Source organism: Vibrio ziniensis, assembly GCF_011064285.1.
Taxonomy (GTDB): Bacteria; Pseudomonadota; Gammaproteobacteria; order Enterobacterales; family Vibrionaceae; genus Vibrio; species Vibrio ziniensis.
Map to the genome: position 1 here is coordinate 1892594 of NZ_CP049331.1, position 17102 is coordinate 1909695.

Sequence of the window (17102 nt, forward strand, 5' to 3'; positions counted from 1 at the left end):
CAGAAAGGGAGAACTGTGTCTCCCCCTCTTTGCGATCACTTGTACCAATTTTTAACCAAGCACATATTTGATCATTACACCTGCAGCAACCGCTGATCCAATAACGCCAGCGACATTCGGCCCCATAGCATGCATAAGCAAAAAGTTTTGAGAGTTTGCTTCTAAACCAAGTTTGTTGGAAACCCTTGCAGCCATCGGTACAGCTGACACACCTGCAGAACCAATGAGTGGGTTCACTTTTTCTACGCATACCCTGTTCATCAATTTTGCCATCAGTAAACCAGCTGCTGTACCCACACAAAACGCAACGATACCCAATGCCAAAATGCCAAGCGTCTGGGGTTGTAAGAACTTATCTGCCATGAGCTTTGAACCAACAGATAGTCCTAGAAAGATGGTAACAATGTTGATTAAGGCGTTTTGGGCTGTGTCAGAAAGACGCTCAACAACGCCACATTCACGCATCAAGTTACCAAAACAAAACATACCCATCAGTGGTGTTGCAGAAGGCAAAAGCATTGCAATAAGTACCAGCAACATTAATGGAAAACATATTTTTTCGATTTTGCCGATTTTCCGCAGTTGTCTCATTTCAATTTTACGTTCTGCCTCTGTCGTTAGTGCACGCATTATAGGAGGCTGGATCATTGGGACTAGCGCCATATAAGAGTACGCAGCGACAGCAATTGCCCCCAATAATTCTGGAGCTAACATGCTTGATACGTAAATTGCGGTCGGGCCATCAGCTCCACCAATGATGCCAATTGCTGCAGCTTGGGATACAGTGAAATCCATGATTCCCAGTTGACTCAAGCCAAGCGCCCCCAATACTGTGGCAAAAATTCCGAATTGAGCCGCTGCGCCAAGTAACAAGGTTTTTGGATTAGCAAGCAATGGACCAAAATCAGTCATTGCCCCCACCCCCATAAATATCACTAGCGGGCCGACACCAGAAGCAATAGCCACATGGTAGAAGGTATATAACATCCCGTCAGAGTATTGATATTGTTCTGCGAGCAAATTCAAATACATTTTTTGCTCAGGCGTTGCTAGTTGAATCGCTTGCTTGATGGCTACTGGAGTAGTTTCAACAATATTCAATACTTGTGAGAATGCCTGCATTACTTCGGCTTTCCCCGCATGAATTGCAGCATCCACAGCATTAATTGCTAAGTTCGCATCCGGTAAGTTTGAAAGTATTCCTCCAAGACCAATAGGAACTAGCAATAATGGTTCAAAACCTTTAACTATTGCCAGGTAGAGCAAGAGCATACCAATGATAATCATTAGAAATTGTCCCCACTGAAGATGGAGAATACCAAAATCACTGATTAAGCCGATTACACTGTCCATTTCCGATCCTTATGCCAATGCAAATAGTTCATCGCCAACTTGAACCGCATCACCTTCAGATACAGCCATAGATTCAACTCTTCCATCGCGGAACGCTTTGATTTCTGTTTCCATTTTCATGGCTTCCAGAATTAACAATGTTTCACCTTCTTTTACCATGTCACCAATTTTCTTCTGAATTTTCCAGATATTACCCGCTAAAGGTGCGGATACAGGTTCTGCTGTACCCGAAGAAGCAACAGGTTGAGCAGCCACTTGAGGAGCAGTTGTCGATGCGGCCAACACTTCAGGATCAGCACCTTCATTAATTTGAACCACATAAGCCTGATTGTTGACATTCACGGTATATATCGCTTTGTCTGAAGGCGTATTTGCTTTTGTTGGTTTAGCAATTTCTGCAATGGTAGGAAGTGGTTCGAAAGCTGATGGATTATTACGATTAGCCAAAAACTTCCACGCCACCTGGTCAAACAAAGCGACAGTTAGCACATCGTCAATACTGTTTTCGGACAGTTCAATGCCTTTTTCCTGAGCTTGGTTAATGACAGATTCCATCAGTTGATCGATTTCTGGTTCAATCAGGTCCGCAGGACGACAAGTGATGACTTCACCACCATCTAATACTCTTTGTTGAAGTTCATGATCAACAGGTGCAGGGGTTTTCCCGTATTCACCCTTTAGCACTCCAGCAGTTTCTTTAGTAATTGTTTTATAACGCTCTCCCATCATCACGTTAATCACAGCTTGTGTTCCCACAATTTGTGAAGTTGGAGTGACAAGTGGAATATAACCAAGATCTTTTCTAACTCTTGGGATTTCAGTGAGCACTTCATCGATTCGATCTAGTGCATTCTGTTGTTTTAGCTGACCTTCCATATTGGTTAGCATTCCGCCTGGTACTTGAGCGACAAGAATACGTGAATCAGAACCTTTTAATTGACCTTCAAACGCATGATATTTTTTACGTACATCTCTAAAGTAAGCAGCAATACTTTCAAGCTTCTCAATATCCAAGCCTGTATCACGCTCAGTACCCTTTAAAGCAGCAACGATTGATTCTGTCGAAGGATGACCATAAGTACCACTCATTGAAGAAATTGCTGTATCAACACGATCGACACCAGCTTCAATCGCTTTGAGTAGCGTCATGTCCGCCATTCCTGCTGTAGAGTGGCAGTGAAGATGAAGCTCAACATTCACTAGTTTTTTCAAACTAGATACTAGTTCATAAGCTTCATAAGGAGACATAACGCCAGACATATCTTTGATGGCGATAGAACTAACGCCGCACTCCAGTAGTTGTTCAGCAACATCAACCCAAGACTGCATGGTATGAACAGGACTAGTTGTATAACAAATAGTACCCTGTGCGTGTGCACCTTGTTTGTTAACCGCCTCAATAGCTCGTTTCATGTTGCGGGTATCATTAAGCGCATCAAAGATACGGAATACATCCATGCCGTTAAATACAGCTCGTTCTACGAATTTATCAACAACATCATCAGCATAATGGCGATATCCCAAAATGTTTTGCCCACGAAGAAGCATTTGCTGCTTAGTGTTTGGCATGGCTTTTTTCAGTTCTCTTAAACGTGCCCAAGGGTCTTCACCTAAAAAGCGAATGCAAGAGTCAAAGGTCGCGCCTCCCCATGATTCCAATGACCAATAACCAATATCATCAAGCTTAGAAGCGATGGGCAACATATCATCTAGTCGCATGCGAGTTGCCAGCAGTGATTGATGTGCGTCACGCAATGCAACGTCAGTAATACCTAGTGGTTTAACTAATTTAGACATATTAAATTCCTCTAACCTCAAGCTTGGACTTGCTTATTCGTTTTCTGATTATGGTGGTGTAGTACTGCGGAAATAGCGGCGATTAAGTGATCATCTTGCGTGACGACAGCAGGTACGTGTTTAGACGCATTAGCTGATTTCTCAGGCGGTGAAAACTTAATAGATAATGTAGAAAGCAGACGTGTGGCCGCGACTAAAAGCGCTAAAAAACAAAACACAAATCCCATGCCTAGAAACATAAGATTAACGCCTTCAAGAATAATTGGACCTTCGTTCATTTTTTGAACCTTTGGATATTGAAAGTTCAATTAGTCTAACGAAATTGGAGGAATAGACTTCGTGAAGCATATCATTCAATTAGCACTATTAAACGTATTAAATGGCGTAAATAAATTTAATTAATGAGTCCATTATTTAATTGTCATGTCTAGAATTTAAATTCAAAAAATAAATTCATTTAAAACATTAAGAACACAAGATTTACACTAATCTGCTTTTCACCACTCAGTTAAGATGACGTTCAATAATTAGCATAATTTCAATATTGGCCTGAAGAGGAAATCTCGTGATGGGAAACACTATGTCTTTATTCGATGTTCATCAAATTTCGTTATTTAACCTAAAGCGACAGACTCAGTTAACCAAAAAATATGAACTACCGTTAATTGTTGTTAAGACCAACATTTTTAATGAACTTGACCAAAGCGAACACGCTAACTTTGTTTATAAATTGGCTTTAGAGGAAGTCCAGAAAACGATATCAGCAATGGATGCAACTGTCATAGAGTACGATGATGCAAAGAGTGCCGCTAACTTAGAATCACTTTTTGTTGTAAGAGGTGTGACCACGTCAAATTTGAAGCGGGCTATGGTCAAAATTGAAAATAACCATCCATTAGGTAGCCTGATCAATATTGATATTATTGATTGTCAGGGTTATTCAGTTTCAAGACGCGGAACTCAGATGGAATCAAGAAAATGCATACTCTGTGATCATCCTGCAAGCTACTGTGCAACAAATCATCGCCATTCAATTCAAGAAATCAAAGATCAGATAACATTGATGATTGAACAATATTAGCTAACGCATGTCAGCGGCCAGAATATCCACTCTCCTTTAAGAACTGAACTGCCATGAGCATCAGTTCTTATCCCCCAGCAGACATATATCAACCCAAGCTAAGTTGCTCAGCTTTAGCTGTTCGTAAGGCAGCTTGCCTTCTTTTGGCGTGATATGCAGAAGTATCTTCACTAAACAGTTCATTCAAGTATGCGTATGTTGTAGCGGGAACAATTTTCTCAATCGCTGGCCAATTATTATCAAACAAAAGTTTTCTAACTAACGAAGCAGATATCGGCGAATCACCTTGTTCGCAACGAGGTAGCTCAACTAGCATCACCTTTGGACTGTCAATAGTCGGTGTTGAAAGCCACTGATGCATCTGTTGGTTATAAAAACGGGTTACTTTACATATCGGTTCCGTACCAACATACCTGTGTGTAATTCCTAATGCTGGTGCGATGTATTGACGAAATAATTGCAGATCAACAGCAGTGTGACAGTAATTAATCACACCTTCATCTTTTAAAAAATAGCTAGGGAAAGTTGCTCTTGAAATAATGTAATCCGAACCAGCATGAACAGTGACGTTCTTGAAATCTTTCACACCAGCTTTAATCATATTTAAGCGGTCAGAATAGGAAAAAAAAGAACGGTCTTCTTTAACCACAAAAAGATGTACCCAGTCGCAACTCTCTGAAGCATGCTCGACTAAATAGCGGTGCCCATTTGTAAATGGGTTTGCATTCATAACAATACTGCCAATCTTATTACCAGGCTTATATGATTTATGAAGCTGCTCACAATACTGTTTTAGCCTTAACTTACTGTTTTCCAAAAGTATAACCCTATCTTTAACTGCGGTAAGTAAGTGAAAACCAGCATCATGAAACATAAGGTAGTTATCAGGCTTTGTGTAGATAAAGAGGTTATAGCGTCCTAAATCATAAGCGTGGGTGACCACTTCAGTGAGTAAACGAGTAGATAGTCCATGCCCATGCAAATTGGCCGAAACTGCTATTGATTTTAGTGTGTTACCAGCTAATCCAGCACAGCCGACAATACGTTCAGAGTTTGTGGCGATAACAAAAAATTCAACATCTGCGTCTATCCCTAACCCCATTCCCAGTAAAAACTGGCGCACCTTTTCCATTTGGCTGCTATTTTGAGTGTTAATCTTTTGGAATTGGTATGTATCAAACACAGCGCTCTCTCAACAACAAACGGATAACGGAAAATCTTAAAGTCCACTTATAACTTAATGACTCTTAAGCAATCTATAAAGCGGTGTTAAAACAGTTTATGGCGTTTATGAATTTATTCTCCGCTAGGTAAACATTTACCGACCACTAAAAAACACATTCATAAACAAAAAGAGTCAGCTCGGTTATTTCCAAGCTGACTTCATATTACATTATTACGACACCAACTAAGCTACTTGAGCATGATGTTTACGGTTACGCAGCATACCAATCAAAGGTAGTGCGATAGACAGTACAGTGATAGCAATAAGTACTTGCGCTACAGTTGATTGAGTGAAAATCGATAACTCTTGGTTTGAAATTCTAAATGCCTGACGGAATGATTGCTCCATTGTACCACCGACGATACAAGCAAGAATCATTGGAGCAGTCGGTACATGAGCTCGCTTCATCACAACACCAGCCACACCTAGGATAGCTAAGATATAGAAGTCAATCACAGAGTTACTAATTGCATAACAACCGATGAATGCCAGACCTAAAACAATTGGGTAAAGCATCTTAGGTGGAATTGCCAATACTCGAACCAAAGCGCCCGCCAGTGGAATGTTAACTACTGCTAGAATGATGTTAGCAACAAACATACTTGCAATAAGTCCCCAAGCCGTTTCTGGATACTGTGTAAATAGTAGCGGACCAGGTTGAATACCTAACATCAAAAGCGCACCCATCATTACCGCAGTAGTACCTGATCCTGGAACGCCCAGTGATAACATTGGGATCATCGCACCGATAGAGGCAGCGTTATTTGCCGATTCTGGCGCAGCTAGACCTTCAATTGCACCCTTACCAAATTCCTCACTATTTTTTGATAGTTGCTTTTCATTGTTGTAGCACATTAGTGACGCCATAGTGCCACCCGCGCCAGGTAACGCACCGATGATAAAACCTACTGGAGCACTACGTAAAATCGGCCACTTTGAACGTGACCAGTCGTCGCCACTAATCCAAATGCGTTTAAATTCAGTTTGAGCTTTTTTGGTTCCTTCACTAAGTGAACGGAAGCTCTTAAACACTTCACCCAGAGCATAGATACCAATGATTACAACTAGGAAGTCAACACCCGTTTGTAACTCTAAGTTGCCAAATGTAAAACGTTCAACACCAGACTGAGCATCAATACCTATCGTGGCAATCGCTAAACCAATCACCATCGAAAAGAAGCCTTTAAGCATGTTTCCTTTCGACATAGATGCCGTCATAGATAATGCAGCAACCATCAGCAAGAAGTATTCAGCAGGACCAAATTTCAACGCAAAACCCGCCACAGGTTCAGCCAACAATGTCATTAGAACAGCTGCAATAGTACCGCCAACTAGTGATGCAATTGCTGAGATGGCTAACGCCGATTCTGCTCGACCTTTCATCGCCATAGGATAGCCGTCAAAAGTTGCAGCGAGAGCAGCGCCATCCCCTGGAGTGTTAATTAAAATTGAGCTACGAGAGCCACCGAACATCGCACCTATATAAACACCAGTCATTGTGATCAATGCAGCTGTTGGTCCCATAGCAAATGTCATTGGCAATAACACAGCTACACCCGTTGCAGGGCCTAAGCCTGGTAACATGCCCACGATAGTACCCAATACACCGCCTAGGGTTACGAGTAATAAATGGTAAGGCTGTAAAGCAACGCCAAATCCATTCATTAAATTAGATAAAATATCCATCATAATAATTCACCTTATTGTCCGAATGGTAATGGTGGAAGGCTAATACTTAATAGCGTGTTAAAAATGAAATAGACACCTAGAGAAAATAATAGAGAAACAATGGCACTCTTTTTCCAAGATGCGAATCCACTGGTAATTGTCATCATGACAACCATAAATAAAAATGTGCTAATAACGTAACCTAAGTGCTCAAATACCAATGCATATCCAACGGAAAGAATACAGGTATATAAAATACGGCGACGGTCATTTTTCTTGGTTTCATCTTCATTGATCAAGTTTTTATATGCTTGAACTGATGCTGAAAAATTACTTTTCACCAATATTAGAACACCGATTAAAACGGAAATTACTGATATACCAAGAGGGAAATAGATTGGGTCCATAGGATTACCGAATGCAGCTTTAGGCATTGAATACGACATATATCCATAAATAACGCCAAAACCAATTGCGAATAATCCCGTAAATGCGTCCCAATTAGGACTGACATCATTTTTTTTCATAGGAACAAGACCTTATTACTAGATTTAATTATTTTTAAATCAAGAATAAGAGGGAATATTCCCCTCTTATATTGTAAGAACCAATTATTATTTTTTTGCGAAGATTTCGTCTAAAATTTCTTTATATTGGTCATTTGTTTTTGCTAGGAATTTAGTGAAATCTTCACCATTCTGATACGCATTATCCCAGCCATTGCGTTTACGCGCTTCTGCCCATTCAGGTGTTTCAACCATGTTCTTAAGTGCAGTCCCCCAATATGCGACAGCGTAATCAGGCATATCTTTTGGACCAAATAATCCACGCCAGTTTTCAAACGTTGTATCAATGCCTTGTTCTTTTACTGTTGGAATGTCAGCAATAACACCTTCACCAATACGTTTGTCTGCCGTTTGCGCTAAAGCACGCAAATCACCGCTTTTAACTAGCTGAACAACGTCACCAAGACCAGTAGAAATAAGGTCTACGTGACCACCCAATACCTGTGCAACAGCGCCACCATCCTGAAATGAGATATAGTCAATCTCATTTAGCTTAGGTACACCCGCAGCTTTAGCAACCATCAGGAATTGAATATGATCCATACTACCAGCTGAAGAAGTGCCGCCTATTTTTACTGACTTAGGATCTTTTTTTAGTGCCTCCATTACTTCCGTGATAGAGGTATATTTGGAACCTTTAGACACAACGAAAGCAGCATAGTCGGTAATTAAACGAGCGAGAGGTGTAGTATCTTGATAGCTATATTTACTTGCTCCCGTTAAATGAGTAAGCAGAATTGGTGGGGAGTAAACTGATATTAAATTGTCTTTACCAGCTTGAGTTTGCATATATGCAAGGTTTACTGCACCACCGCCACCTGGTCGGTTAGTAATTGGCATATTGGCATCAACTAATTTGGCATCTTTTAGAGTTTTAGCCACTGTTCGAATAGTTAAGTCCCAACCGCCACCAGCACCCGCCGGAGCAACAAATGACATAGTTTTAGGTGGGTAATCTTTAGCAACTGCGTTACTTAACGGCATAAATGTTACAGAAGCTAGGGCGGTACCAATCATTACACTTTTAAGATTCATGTTCATGGAAATTCCTATTATTGTTATTGGAAACTATCCAACATCTCACTAATTTTTTATTCACCAGCTTGATGTCGATGAATTTATTATCCATTAGACATGTAATGTTATTTGTGAGTTAAAACTCTTATGATTAGTTCTTTAATGCTGAAAATGGTGTTAATGATTTTTAGTATCTTCTCCTCCACTGACACTGCTATTTTTTGTCTCAAAATCTAGCAACAAAAAGCATGTATTAGAGAACCATTAGTAATTGTGAGTGACTAACTATAGTATTTAGCTAAAGTCGTTATTAGAGGTAACACAATGAAACGAATCGCTATTATTGGAGCTGGCTGGTTAGGATTACCATTGGCGAGGCGGTTAAAAGAACTCAGGCATACGGTTTTCGCCAGCAGGAGATCTGAAGCAGGGATATTAGAATTGGCCGAGAACGGCATATCCGGTTTTATATGTGACCTCAATATGCCACAAGATCTCTCTGAAACACTGTCTAAATTCAACATCGACACAATCGTTGGAAGTTTTCCTCCGGGGTTTCGCCGCGGACAAGGGGATGAGTACATAAGCCAATGGAAGGAACTTTGTGAAAAATCTCGAATAGCAGGCATCACCAAAATCATTATGATCAGTTCTAGTACCGTTTATCCAGACTGCACTGATGACATGTCAGAAGACCATGCATCACTTGAGTTAGCGACAAATAACGATGAATTCTCAGCCAATGCGAAGAGGATGTTGCAGGCGGAACAAACTGTAATAGACTCAGGCGTGAATTACGTCATCGTTCGGTGCAGTGGTTTGATAGGCCCAAATCGTCACCCTGCTCGCTTTGTCTCAAAGCTTAAACAAGTGAGCCGATTAGCCCCAGCGAACATGCTGCATTTAACTGATGCTATCGGAGCTACGGTTTTCGCTATCGAACATCTCGACCATACGATTGTCAACGCCACTACTCCTGCGACAGTAAGCAAAGCCGAGTTCTACCAAGCCGCTCTTAACGCCGCAAATTTAGACGATGCTCTCCCTCCCATTGTTGATATCGCGGACAAGCGAATTGTTAGCGACAAGCTCATGAACGCGGGATACACGTTTCACTATTCTCACACTCTGGAGGCCTTGAAAGGCAATGAGTAAACGAATTTATCAGCATTTAGAAACGCTTTGGCAATACATGCAGATGGGACATCAATTGAACAAAGCAGATGTCATCATTGTTCTTGGCAGCAACGATACTCGCGTAGCTGAAGTAGCGACATCTCTATACCATCAAGGTTTAGCACCACTACTGGTTTTTTCTGGCGGTCATGGACGCTTTACTGAAGGACTATTTGAGCGCAGCGAAGCGGTAACATTTGCCCAAGTGGCTAAAGATTGCGGCTTACCGAGTGAAGCGATATTACTAGAGCCTCGCTCTACTAACAGTGGTGAGAATGTCCGCTTTACCTACGAACTGCTAAAGAAAAAAGGCATCACTGCCAAAAGAATTCTATTGGTGCAAAAGCCTTATATGGAAAGAAGAGCCTACGCAACATTTATGCAGCAATGGCCAGAAGAGTTAGAATCTTTGCAAGTGACTTCGCAAGCCAACAGCTTCTTTGATTATTTAACGGAAGATCTGACGCTGGATTTTGTCGTTGAAGCGCTGATTGGTGATTTTGAACGTATTCAGAACTACCCTGCTAAGGGCTTCCAAATAGAGCAGGAAATTCCTGAAGATGTACTGCAAGCCTATTTGGCATTAAAGCCTCTGGCTGCTTAATGCAGATTCGTCGTTTATGAATAAGAAAAAGGATGGCTCTGCCATCCTTTTCAATTGCTAAACGCTATTTACCTAACGCTTCTTTGTAGTGCATTCGGCAGACAGATACGTATTTATCATTACCACCGATAGAAACCTGATCACCTTCCGATATCGCGTTACCGTGTTCATCAGTACGGATAACCATGTTCGCTTTACGCCCACAGTGGCAAATGGTTTTCAGTTCCACCAGCTTATCCGCCCATGAAAGCAGGTATTTACTACCTTCAAACAACTCACCAAGAAAGTCTGTACGCAGGCCATAGCACAGTACTGGAATATGAAGTTTATCAACCACTTCCGTCAGCTGATAAACCTGCTCTTTAGATAGGAACTGGCACTCATCAACCAGTACGCAGTGACGTTTTTCATCTTCATTGAGACTTTTGATCACATCAAAAAGGTTTGTTTCAGCTTGAAATAGGTGCGCCTCAGCTTCCAATCCAATACGAGAGCTTACTTTGCCAATGCCATAACGGTCATCAATCGCTGCTGTAAAGATCACTGGCGTCATGCCACGTTCTTGATAGTTAAAAGACGATTGCAGCAGTGTGGTTGACTTACCTGCATTCATTGCAGAGTAATAAAAATACATCTGAGCCAAGGGACAAATTTCCTATCTAAATATTCGTAAAATCGCACGGCAGTATACAAAGCGAAGACTTTGCATGCCTTGATCTAACCTATAAATAATAAAAAGGGTGGCTAACTAGCCACCCTAAAGATTTCGCAGTTATTACTCTGCTTTTTGTTTGGCAACTGTTACCGCAATCGCCAGCTCTTCAAGAGCGGCAGGGTTTGCCAAACTTGGCGCATCTGTCATCAAACACGCTGCAGCCGTTGTTTTAGGGAACGCAATTACATCACGGATGTTATCTGTACCACATAGCAGCATGACTAGACGGTCAAGACCGAATGCAAGACCTGCGTGTGGAGGCGTTCCAAACTTCAGTGCATCCAATAAGAAGCCGAACTTAAGTTGTTGCTCTGCTGCTTCAATACCTAGGATATCGAATACCGCTGCTTGCATTTTCGCGTCGTGAATACGAACAGAACCACCACCTACTTCGTAGCCGTTTAGTACCATGTCATATGCGTTAGATAGCGCAGAAGTTGGGTTTGCTTTCAACTCTTCCGGAGTCATGTTTAGAGGAGACGTGAATGGGTGGTGCATTGCTGCAACGTTACCTTCACTGTCGCTTTCAAACATTGGGAAGTCGATAACCCATAGTGGAGCCCATGCAGAAGTATCTGTTAGCTCTAGATCTTTACCGACTTTCAAACGTAGTGCACCAATTGCTTCAGCAACGATGTTTGCTTTGTCTGCGCCGAACAGGATGATATCACCAGCTTGAGCACCAGTACGTTCGATGATTGAAGCAATGATCTCTTCAGTTAGGAATTTCGCAACTGGAGATTGAATACCTTCAGCGCCTGCTGCTAGGTCATTCACTTTCATCCATGCCAAACCTTTCGCTCCGTAAATCGCTACGAATGAAGTGTATTCATCGATTTGCTTACGGCTCAGTGCAGCGCCACCAGGTACGCGTAGAGCAGCAACACGACCATTTTCGTCGTTAGCTGGACCTGAGAACACTTTGAAGTCTACGTCTTTAAGCAGATCAGCAACATCAACCAACTCTAGTGGGTTACGTAGGTCTGGCTTGTCGCTACCAAAACGACGTAATGCTTCTGAGTAAGGCATGATTGGGAACTCACCCAAATCTACACCTTTAAGCTCTAACCACATTTCACGAATCATTTTCTCAGTCACAGCACGTACTTGCTCTGCGCTCATGAATGAGGTTTCGATATCGATCTGAGTGAATTCAGGTTGACGGTCAGCACGTAAGTCTTCATCACGGAAACACTTAACGATTTGGTAGTAACGGTCAAAACCAGACATCATCAGCAGCTGTTTGAATAGCTGTGGTGATTGAGGAAGAGCGTAGAAGCTACCTTTGTGAACACGGCTTGGTACTAAGTAGTCACGAGCACCTTCTGGAGTCGCTTTAGTCAGTACTGGCGTTTCGATATCTAGGAAGTTATTGCTGTCTAGGAAACGACGAACAAAGCTTGATGCTTTCGCACGCAGTTTAATACGGTCACTCATTTCTGGACGACGTAGATCCAAGTAACGATATTTTAGACGTTGTTCTTCAGAGTTCTTTTGGTTGAAGTCTAGTGGCAGTACGTCACTACGGTTAATGATAGAAAGACCTGTTGCTAAGATTTCTACTTCACCGGTTGCCATATCTTTGTTGATTTGGCTTTCTGGACGAGCGCGAACTTCACCCGTTAACTTGATACAGAATTCATTACGAAGCTGGTTTGCAACTCCAAAAACGTCTGCCATATCCGGATCAACAACTACCTGAACGATACCTTCACGATCTCGCATATCAATGAAGATAAGACCGCCTAAATCACGACGACGGTTAACCCAACCGCACAGTTCCACAGTTTGTCCTGCAAGGGACTTGTTCAGGTGACCACAATAATGGCTACGCATAATGAAATTCCCAATCTCTATATAAGTCATCAAATTCTATGCGACACAGTCAAACTCGAAAAGTGATTCTTGAGAACGACGTTTCTTATAAAATGACTCTGCCGCGGAAAAGTTCCATTTATACGCTGAAAGGCAGTTAAAATCGACCTTCCAGAATACAATTTGTTGTGTTTTATCTATCGTTGCTGACATTTAGTACAATAAACCGCCGTTTTAGCGAAAATAGTGTCTGCAAGATGAAAAAATTGGCGCTGATTATAGCGCTAAAGTATCGTATTCTTCAAAACTCTCGTGACGATAATCAACAAAAAAGAGCAAACAGCGGTAGCAATGGAATATCCTCTTCGACTTGGACTCACAATGTGGTCTCACCCTTTCTGGCAGCAGCATTTTTATGGAAGTGGTACACAAGCAGCACAGCGTTTGGAAAAATACGCGCAGGTATTTCATACCGTGGAAGGCAATACCACCTTTTATGCATCGCCCTCACCTTCTACAGTGAACAACTGGAAATCTGCAACACCAAACTCATTCCGTTTCACTTTCAAATTGCCAAAATCGATTACCCACCAGAATATGCTGAACGGGTGTCAGGATGAGCTCAAAGCCTTTATGAGCTTAATGGAGCCTCTCCATGAAAGAGTTGGTATGTGGACCATTCAACTGCCCGCAGCTTTTGGGCCGACCCAACTAGAGCAATTAAAGAAGTTTCGACGCTATTTCCCACAACAATTTCCACTAGGTGTCGAAGTAAGACACCCGAGTTTTTTTGCTAAAGGAAATGCTGAGCTTGCGTTGAATCAATGGCTAAACGAAGAAAACATCGACCGCATTATTATGGATAGTCGTCCTCTCTTCTCGGCCGAACAAACGTCCGAAGCGATCATTGATGCACAGCAGAAAAAGCCTAGAGTCCCTGTCCATGCTATCTCAACGGGAGACAAACCTATGATTCGTTTCATAGGCCATCCTGATTTGGATGCCAATATGCCCTTCTTCGAGCCGTGGGTTCAAAAACTTCCAGCTTGGATAGAAGAAGGCAAACAGCCATACGTTATGATCCACACGCCAGACAACAACTATGCACCTGAACTAGCACTAGCAATCTATCAACGCTTACAAGGCGTGGTCACTTTGCCAGATTTGTCTCCATTTCCTGCTCAAAGCGATACAAATCAATTAAGTATGTTTTAGCGAAAAATACATCCGCTGCATTTAATGACAGACGACACATTTTTTCATAAAATACGCGCCTTTTCTTGAACCATCTACTGTTTAAGTAGGCATTTGCATCGTCGTGAGGTCAACAATGAACCCAAAAGACACTATCTTTTCTGCCCCAATTGATAAGATTGGCGATTTCACGTTTGATGAACGTGTGGTTGAAGTCTTTCCAGACATGATTCAACGCTCGGTTCCAGGTTACAGCAACATCATCTCTGCGATTGGTATGCTAGCAGAACGATTCGTAAAACCGAACACTCAGGTGTATGACTTAGGTTGTTCTCTGGGTGCTGCCACGCTTTCTATGCGCCGCCACATTCAGAAGGAAGGTTGCAATATCATTGCAGTTGATAACTCGCACGCGATGGTTGAACGTTGTAAGCTTCACTTAAATGCATACCGCTCAGATACGCCAGTAGAAGTGATTGAGGCTGACATTCGCGATATCGAAATCACCAATGCATCGATGGTCGTTTTGAATTTCACTCTACAATTTCTTTCACCGGAAGACCGCTATGCTCTGCTAGAAAAAATCTATAAGGGTTTGCGACCAGGCGGTATTTTAATTGTCTCAGAGAAGTTCGTATTTAATAACGAGAGCGCTCATGAACTGCTCATCGATCTGCACCACGATTTCAAACGAGCAAATGGCTATAGCGAACTGGAAATAAGTCAAAAACGCAGCGCGATTGAAAATGTTATGCGTCCTGATTCGATTGAACTGCACAAAGAGCGTTTCGCTAAATTGGGTTTCTCCAGTTTTGAGGTTTGGTTCCAGTGCTTTAACTTCGGCTCAATGTTCGCCATCAAATAAGATTTTGGAGGCTGAAGCATCGCCCTTACCTTCAGTCACTCATTTTGTTTTAGGGTCTATGTTTTTGATTAGGATTCTCCATGTTGAATTTTGCTAATGTCTATCAATTGCTTGCACAAGACACTCGCCTACAACCCTGGCTCAATGTGTTGCCGCAACAGCTTACTGACTGGCAACAACAACCTCACGGTGATTTGGATCGCTGGTTGCGCGCTTTAAACAAAATCTCTAACTCACAACCAGATAACATCGACTTAAAAGAGTCGGTAACTGTGAGCAATAACGAACCACTTTCTTCCGGCGAACAGAAAAAGCTAGAGAGCCTCTTAAAGACGTTCCACCCTTGGCGTAAAGGTCCATACCACCTACATGGTATCCATATTGACACAGAATGGCGCTCAGATTGGAAATGGGGCCGCCTACTTCCACACATCTCTCCACTCAAGAACCGTTCAGTATTAGATGTCGGCTGCGGTAACGGCTACCACATGTGGCGCATGCTAGGTGAAGGAGCTTACCAAGTGATTGGTATCGATCCATCAGAACTGTTTCTAGTTCAGTTCGAAGCCGTGCGTAAATTGATGGGTGACAACCAAAAGGTTCACTTATTACCGTTAGGGATTGAACAACTTCCTGAATTAAAAGCTTTTGATACCGTGTTTAGCATGGGTGTACTTTATCATCGTCGCTCTCCTATCGATCACCTTATTCAGTTAAAAAACCAGTTAGTGTCTGGTGGCGAACTTGTACTAGAGACTCTTGTCATTGAAGGCGATGAAAACGCCGTATTAGTTCCGTTTGACCGCTACGCACAAATGCGCAATGTCTACTTCTTTCCATCCGCTTTAGCATTGAAAGCCTGGTTAGAAAAAGTAGGATTTGTTGATGTGAGAATCGTTGATGAGAACGTTACCTCACTTGGTGAGCAACGCAGCACTGAATGGATGACGCACAACTCTCTGCCAGATTACATCAACCCGAATGACCCGACCAAAACGGTAGAAGGTTACCCTGCGCCAAGACGCGCAATTCTGGTTGCGAAGAATCCGTAATTATAACAAGCTCAGTATTTAAGCAACTTGGAGTGGCAGTCTTGCCCTCTAAGTTGGCTTTCTGCAAGAAATTCGCCTGAGAGCCAAGCAAATCAGTTTTTTTGACACAGTTTTAACTCTCTCTTTCTCTTTCACCGCTATTCTATCTCACGGATGAAACAGTCATCTTAGTCTCAACAACTTTCACTGTAAAAACAAATAAATAAGGCCGTAAATGTTTAAGCACATAGTACCAATCGTAGCTCTAAGCATGCTTTCTGGTTGTACCCTAATGAATGGGGATGAATATCACCAAGCCACTCTTAATGCAATTCAACAGTCGAATTCACAAATCACCAACGAAATAACCAATTTACAGCTCCAACTTAGCAATCAGGGTGATTACATTGATAGCCTTGAAAGCAAGGTTCTTAAATTGTCTGACGATGTTAAAGAACTAAAAACAATAGCATCAGTTAAACCAGAGCCCATTGCAGAAAAGCCCGTTCAGCCTAAAAAAAATCATGCTGAAGCAACACTTCAACCTCAACACAAACTTGTGTTAGGCGAAATTGAGCATGTACAGATTAAAGCATTAGAGCAAACCTTTGACGCACGTGTGGATACTGGTGCTGCTACTTCATCTCTAAATGCGATTGATATTTCAGAATTTGAACGCAACGGTAAACAATGGGTTCGATTTCATTTATCTGACGGAACAAACAAACCTGACGATTCGAATTGGGTAGAATCTCCTATTGTACGGTATGTACGAATACGCCAATCAACCAATGAACAAACTGAAAGACGTGCAGTTGTTCAGCTATGGGTTAAAATTGGTGATATCAATGAAAAAACTGAATTTACGCTGGCAGACCGCTCCCAAATGAGCCATCCTATTCTCCTTGGACGCGAATTTATTCGCGACATAGCTGTTGTGGATGTGAGTCGCAGGTACATTCATACAGAGACAAATTAATAACAAAAATAAAGGT

General features: G+C 42.0%; 16 protein-coding genes. 7 read left to right on the forward strand and 9 right to left on the reverse strand.

All coding sequences use genetic code 11. From position 1 onward, the window contains the following. Window positions 1–51: 51 nt before the first annotated feature. From G5S32_RS08645 to G5S32_RS08655, 3 genes are read right to left on the reverse strand one after another with little or no spacing between them, the layout of a single operon-like run. The gene (locus G5S32_RS08645) at window positions 52–1353 is read right to left on the reverse strand and encodes a sodium ion-translocating decarboxylase subunit beta (RefSeq protein ID WP_165311636.1); all 1302 of its coding nucleotides are present in this window, start codon (window positions 1351–1353) and stop codon (window positions 52–54) included. A 9-nt stretch (window positions 1354–1362) separates the two neighbouring features. After that, window positions 1363–3150, reverse strand: coding sequence for a sodium-extruding oxaloacetate decarboxylase subunit alpha (gene oadA, locus G5S32_RS08650; RefSeq protein WP_165311637.1), 1788 nt, complete (start codon window positions 3148–3150; stop codon window positions 1363–1365). 17 nt (window positions 3151–3167) lie between these two features. Beyond that, window positions 3168–3428, reverse strand: a complete 261-nt coding sequence (locus tag G5S32_RS08655) for an OadG family protein (RefSeq protein WP_165311638.1) — start codon at window positions 3426–3428, stop codon at window positions 3168–3170. A 302-nt stretch (window positions 3429–3730) separates the two neighbouring features. On the opposite strand from G5S32_RS08655, the gene citX reads away from it, so the two are divergent. Then, a complete protein-coding gene (gene citX, locus G5S32_RS08660; protein WP_165311639.1) occupies window positions 3731–4231 on the forward strand; it encodes a citrate lyase holo-[acyl-carrier protein] synthase in 501 nt (166 codons plus the stop codon). Window positions 4232–4319: 88 nt separating this feature from the next. Here the strand turns inward: citX and citC are convergent, their stop codons facing one another. The 4 genes from citC to G5S32_RS08680 all read right to left on the reverse strand — a co-directional run bounded on the left by citC (window position 4320) and on the right by G5S32_RS08680 (window position 8731). Continuing rightward, window positions 4320–5414, reverse strand: a complete 1095-nt coding sequence (citC, locus tag G5S32_RS08665; protein ID WP_165311640.1) for a [citrate (pro-3S)-lyase] ligase — start codon at window positions 5412–5414, stop codon at window positions 4320–4322. Window positions 5415–5639: 225 nt separating this feature from the next. Continuing rightward, complete coding sequence (locus G5S32_RS08670; protein WP_165311641.1) at window positions 5640–7145, reverse strand: tripartite tricarboxylate transporter permease; 1506 nt, start codon at window positions 7143–7145, stop codon at window positions 5640–5642. Window positions 7146–7156: 11 nt separating this feature from the next. Continuing rightward, window positions 7157–7651: a tripartite tricarboxylate transporter TctB family protein gene (locus tag G5S32_RS08675; protein ID WP_165311642.1), complete on the reverse strand. Its 495-nt coding sequence runs from the start codon at window positions 7649–7651 to the stop codon at window positions 7157–7159. A gap of 87 nt (window positions 7652–7738) precedes the next feature. Then, on the reverse strand, window positions 7739–8731 hold the full coding sequence (locus tag G5S32_RS08680) for a Bug family tripartite tricarboxylate transporter substrate binding protein (RefSeq protein WP_165311643.1): 993 nt from the start codon (window positions 8729–8731) through the stop codon (window positions 7739–7741). Window positions 8732–9031: 300 nt separating this feature from the next. Between G5S32_RS08680 and G5S32_RS08685 the strand changes: the two genes are divergently transcribed. Then, window positions 9032–9862: an NAD(P)H-binding protein gene (locus G5S32_RS08685; protein ID WP_165311644.1), complete on the forward strand. Its 831-nt coding sequence runs from the start codon at window positions 9032–9034 to the stop codon at window positions 9860–9862. Then, on the forward strand, window positions 9855–10487 hold the full coding sequence (locus tag G5S32_RS08690; RefSeq protein WP_165311645.1) for a YdcF family protein: 633 nt from the start codon (window positions 9855–9857) through the stop codon (window positions 10485–10487). Before G5S32_RS08685 ends, G5S32_RS08690 begins: the two co-directional genes overlap by 8 nt. 64 nt (window positions 10488–10551) lie before the next feature. Here G5S32_RS08690 and G5S32_RS08695 read toward each other — a convergent pair whose 3' ends face one another. Continuing rightward, complete coding sequence (locus G5S32_RS08695) at window positions 10552–11130, reverse strand: thymidine kinase (protein WP_165311646.1); 579 nt, start codon at window positions 11128–11130, stop codon at window positions 10552–10554. Window positions 11131–11262: 132 nt separating this feature from the next. Continuing rightward, a complete protein-coding gene (aspS, locus tag G5S32_RS08700) occupies window positions 11263–13038 on the reverse strand; it encodes an aspartate--tRNA ligase (protein WP_165311647.1) in 1776 nt (591 codons plus the stop codon). 330 nt (window positions 13039–13368) lie between these two features. Here aspS and G5S32_RS08705 point away from each other — a divergent pair, with 330 nt between their 5' ends. From G5S32_RS08705 to G5S32_RS08720, 4 genes are all read left to right on the forward strand, one after another. Further along, the gene (locus G5S32_RS08705; RefSeq protein WP_246201093.1) at window positions 13369–14232 is read left to right on the forward strand and encodes a DUF72 domain-containing protein; all 864 of its coding nucleotides are present in this window, start codon (window positions 13369–13371) and stop codon (window positions 14230–14232) included. A gap of 115 nt (window positions 14233–14347) precedes the next feature. Further along, window positions 14348–15076 (forward strand): carboxy-S-adenosyl-L-methionine synthase CmoA, encoded by a 729-nt coding sequence (cmoA, locus tag G5S32_RS08710; RefSeq protein ID WP_165311649.1) that lies wholly within the window; start codon window positions 14348–14350, stop codon window positions 15074–15076. An 80-nt stretch (window positions 15077–15156) separates the two neighbouring features. Continuing rightward, entirely contained in the window at window positions 15157–16128 is a 972-nt protein-coding gene (gene cmoB, locus G5S32_RS08715; protein WP_165311650.1) for a tRNA 5-methoxyuridine(34)/uridine 5-oxyacetic acid(34) synthase CmoB, read from the forward strand. A 214-nt stretch (window positions 16129–16342) separates the two neighbouring features. Then, complete coding sequence (locus tag G5S32_RS08720; RefSeq protein ID WP_165311651.1) at window positions 16343–17086, forward strand: ATP-dependent zinc protease family protein; 744 nt, start codon at window positions 16343–16345, stop codon at window positions 17084–17086. Window positions 17087–17102: the final 16 nt, after the last annotated feature.

Excerpts from the sequence above, each read along its gene's own strand:
- G5S32_RS08670 (WP_165311641.1), bottom strand. The coding sequence starts at position 7,145 with ATGATGGATATTTTATCTAATTTAATGAATGGATTTGGCGTTGCTTTA.
- G5S32_RS08690 (WP_165311645.1), top strand. The coding sequence starts at position 9,855 with ATGAGTAAACGAATTTATCAGCATTTAGAAACGCTTTGGCAATACATG.
- G5S32_RS08655 (WP_165311638.1), bottom strand. The coding sequence starts at position 3,428 with ATGAACGAAGGTCCAATTATTCTTGAAGGCGTTAATCTTATGTTTCTA.
- G5S32_RS08675 (WP_165311642.1), bottom strand. The coding sequence starts at position 7,651 with ATGAAAAAAAATGATGTCAGTCCTAATTGGGACGCATTTACGGGATTA.
- G5S32_RS08705 (WP_246201093.1), top strand. The coding sequence starts at position 13,369 with ATGGAATATCCTCTTCGACTTGGACTCACAATGTGGTCTCACCCTTTC.
- G5S32_RS08720 (WP_165311651.1), top strand. The coding sequence starts at position 16,343 with ATGTTTAAGCACATAGTACCAATCGTAGCTCTAAGCATGCTTTCTGGT.
- G5S32_RS08680 (WP_165311643.1), bottom strand. The coding sequence starts at position 8,731 with ATGAACATGAATCTTAAAAGTGTAATGATTGGTACCGCCCTAGCTTCT.
- citX (WP_165311639.1), top strand. The coding sequence starts at position 3,731 with ATGTCTTTATTCGATGTTCATCAAATTTCGTTATTTAACCTAAAGCGA.
- cmoA (WP_165311649.1), top strand. The coding sequence starts at position 14,348 with ATGAACCCAAAAGACACTATCTTTTCTGCCCCAATTGATAAGATTGGC.
- G5S32_RS08645 (WP_165311636.1), bottom strand. The coding sequence starts at position 1,353 with ATGGACAGTGTAATCGGCTTAATCAGTGATTTTGGTATTCTCCATCTT.
- G5S32_RS08685 (WP_165311644.1), top strand. The coding sequence starts at position 9,032 with ATGAAACGAATCGCTATTATTGGAGCTGGCTGGTTAGGATTACCATTG.
- aspS (WP_165311647.1), bottom strand. The coding sequence starts at position 13,038 with ATGCGTAGCCATTATTGTGGTCACCTGAACAAGTCCCTTGCAGGACAA.
- cmoB (WP_165311650.1), top strand. The coding sequence starts at position 15,157 with ATGTTGAATTTTGCTAATGTCTATCAATTGCTTGCACAAGACACTCGC.
- oadA (WP_165311637.1), bottom strand. The coding sequence starts at position 3,150 with ATGTCTAAATTAGTTAAACCACTAGGTATTACTGACGTTGCATTGCGT.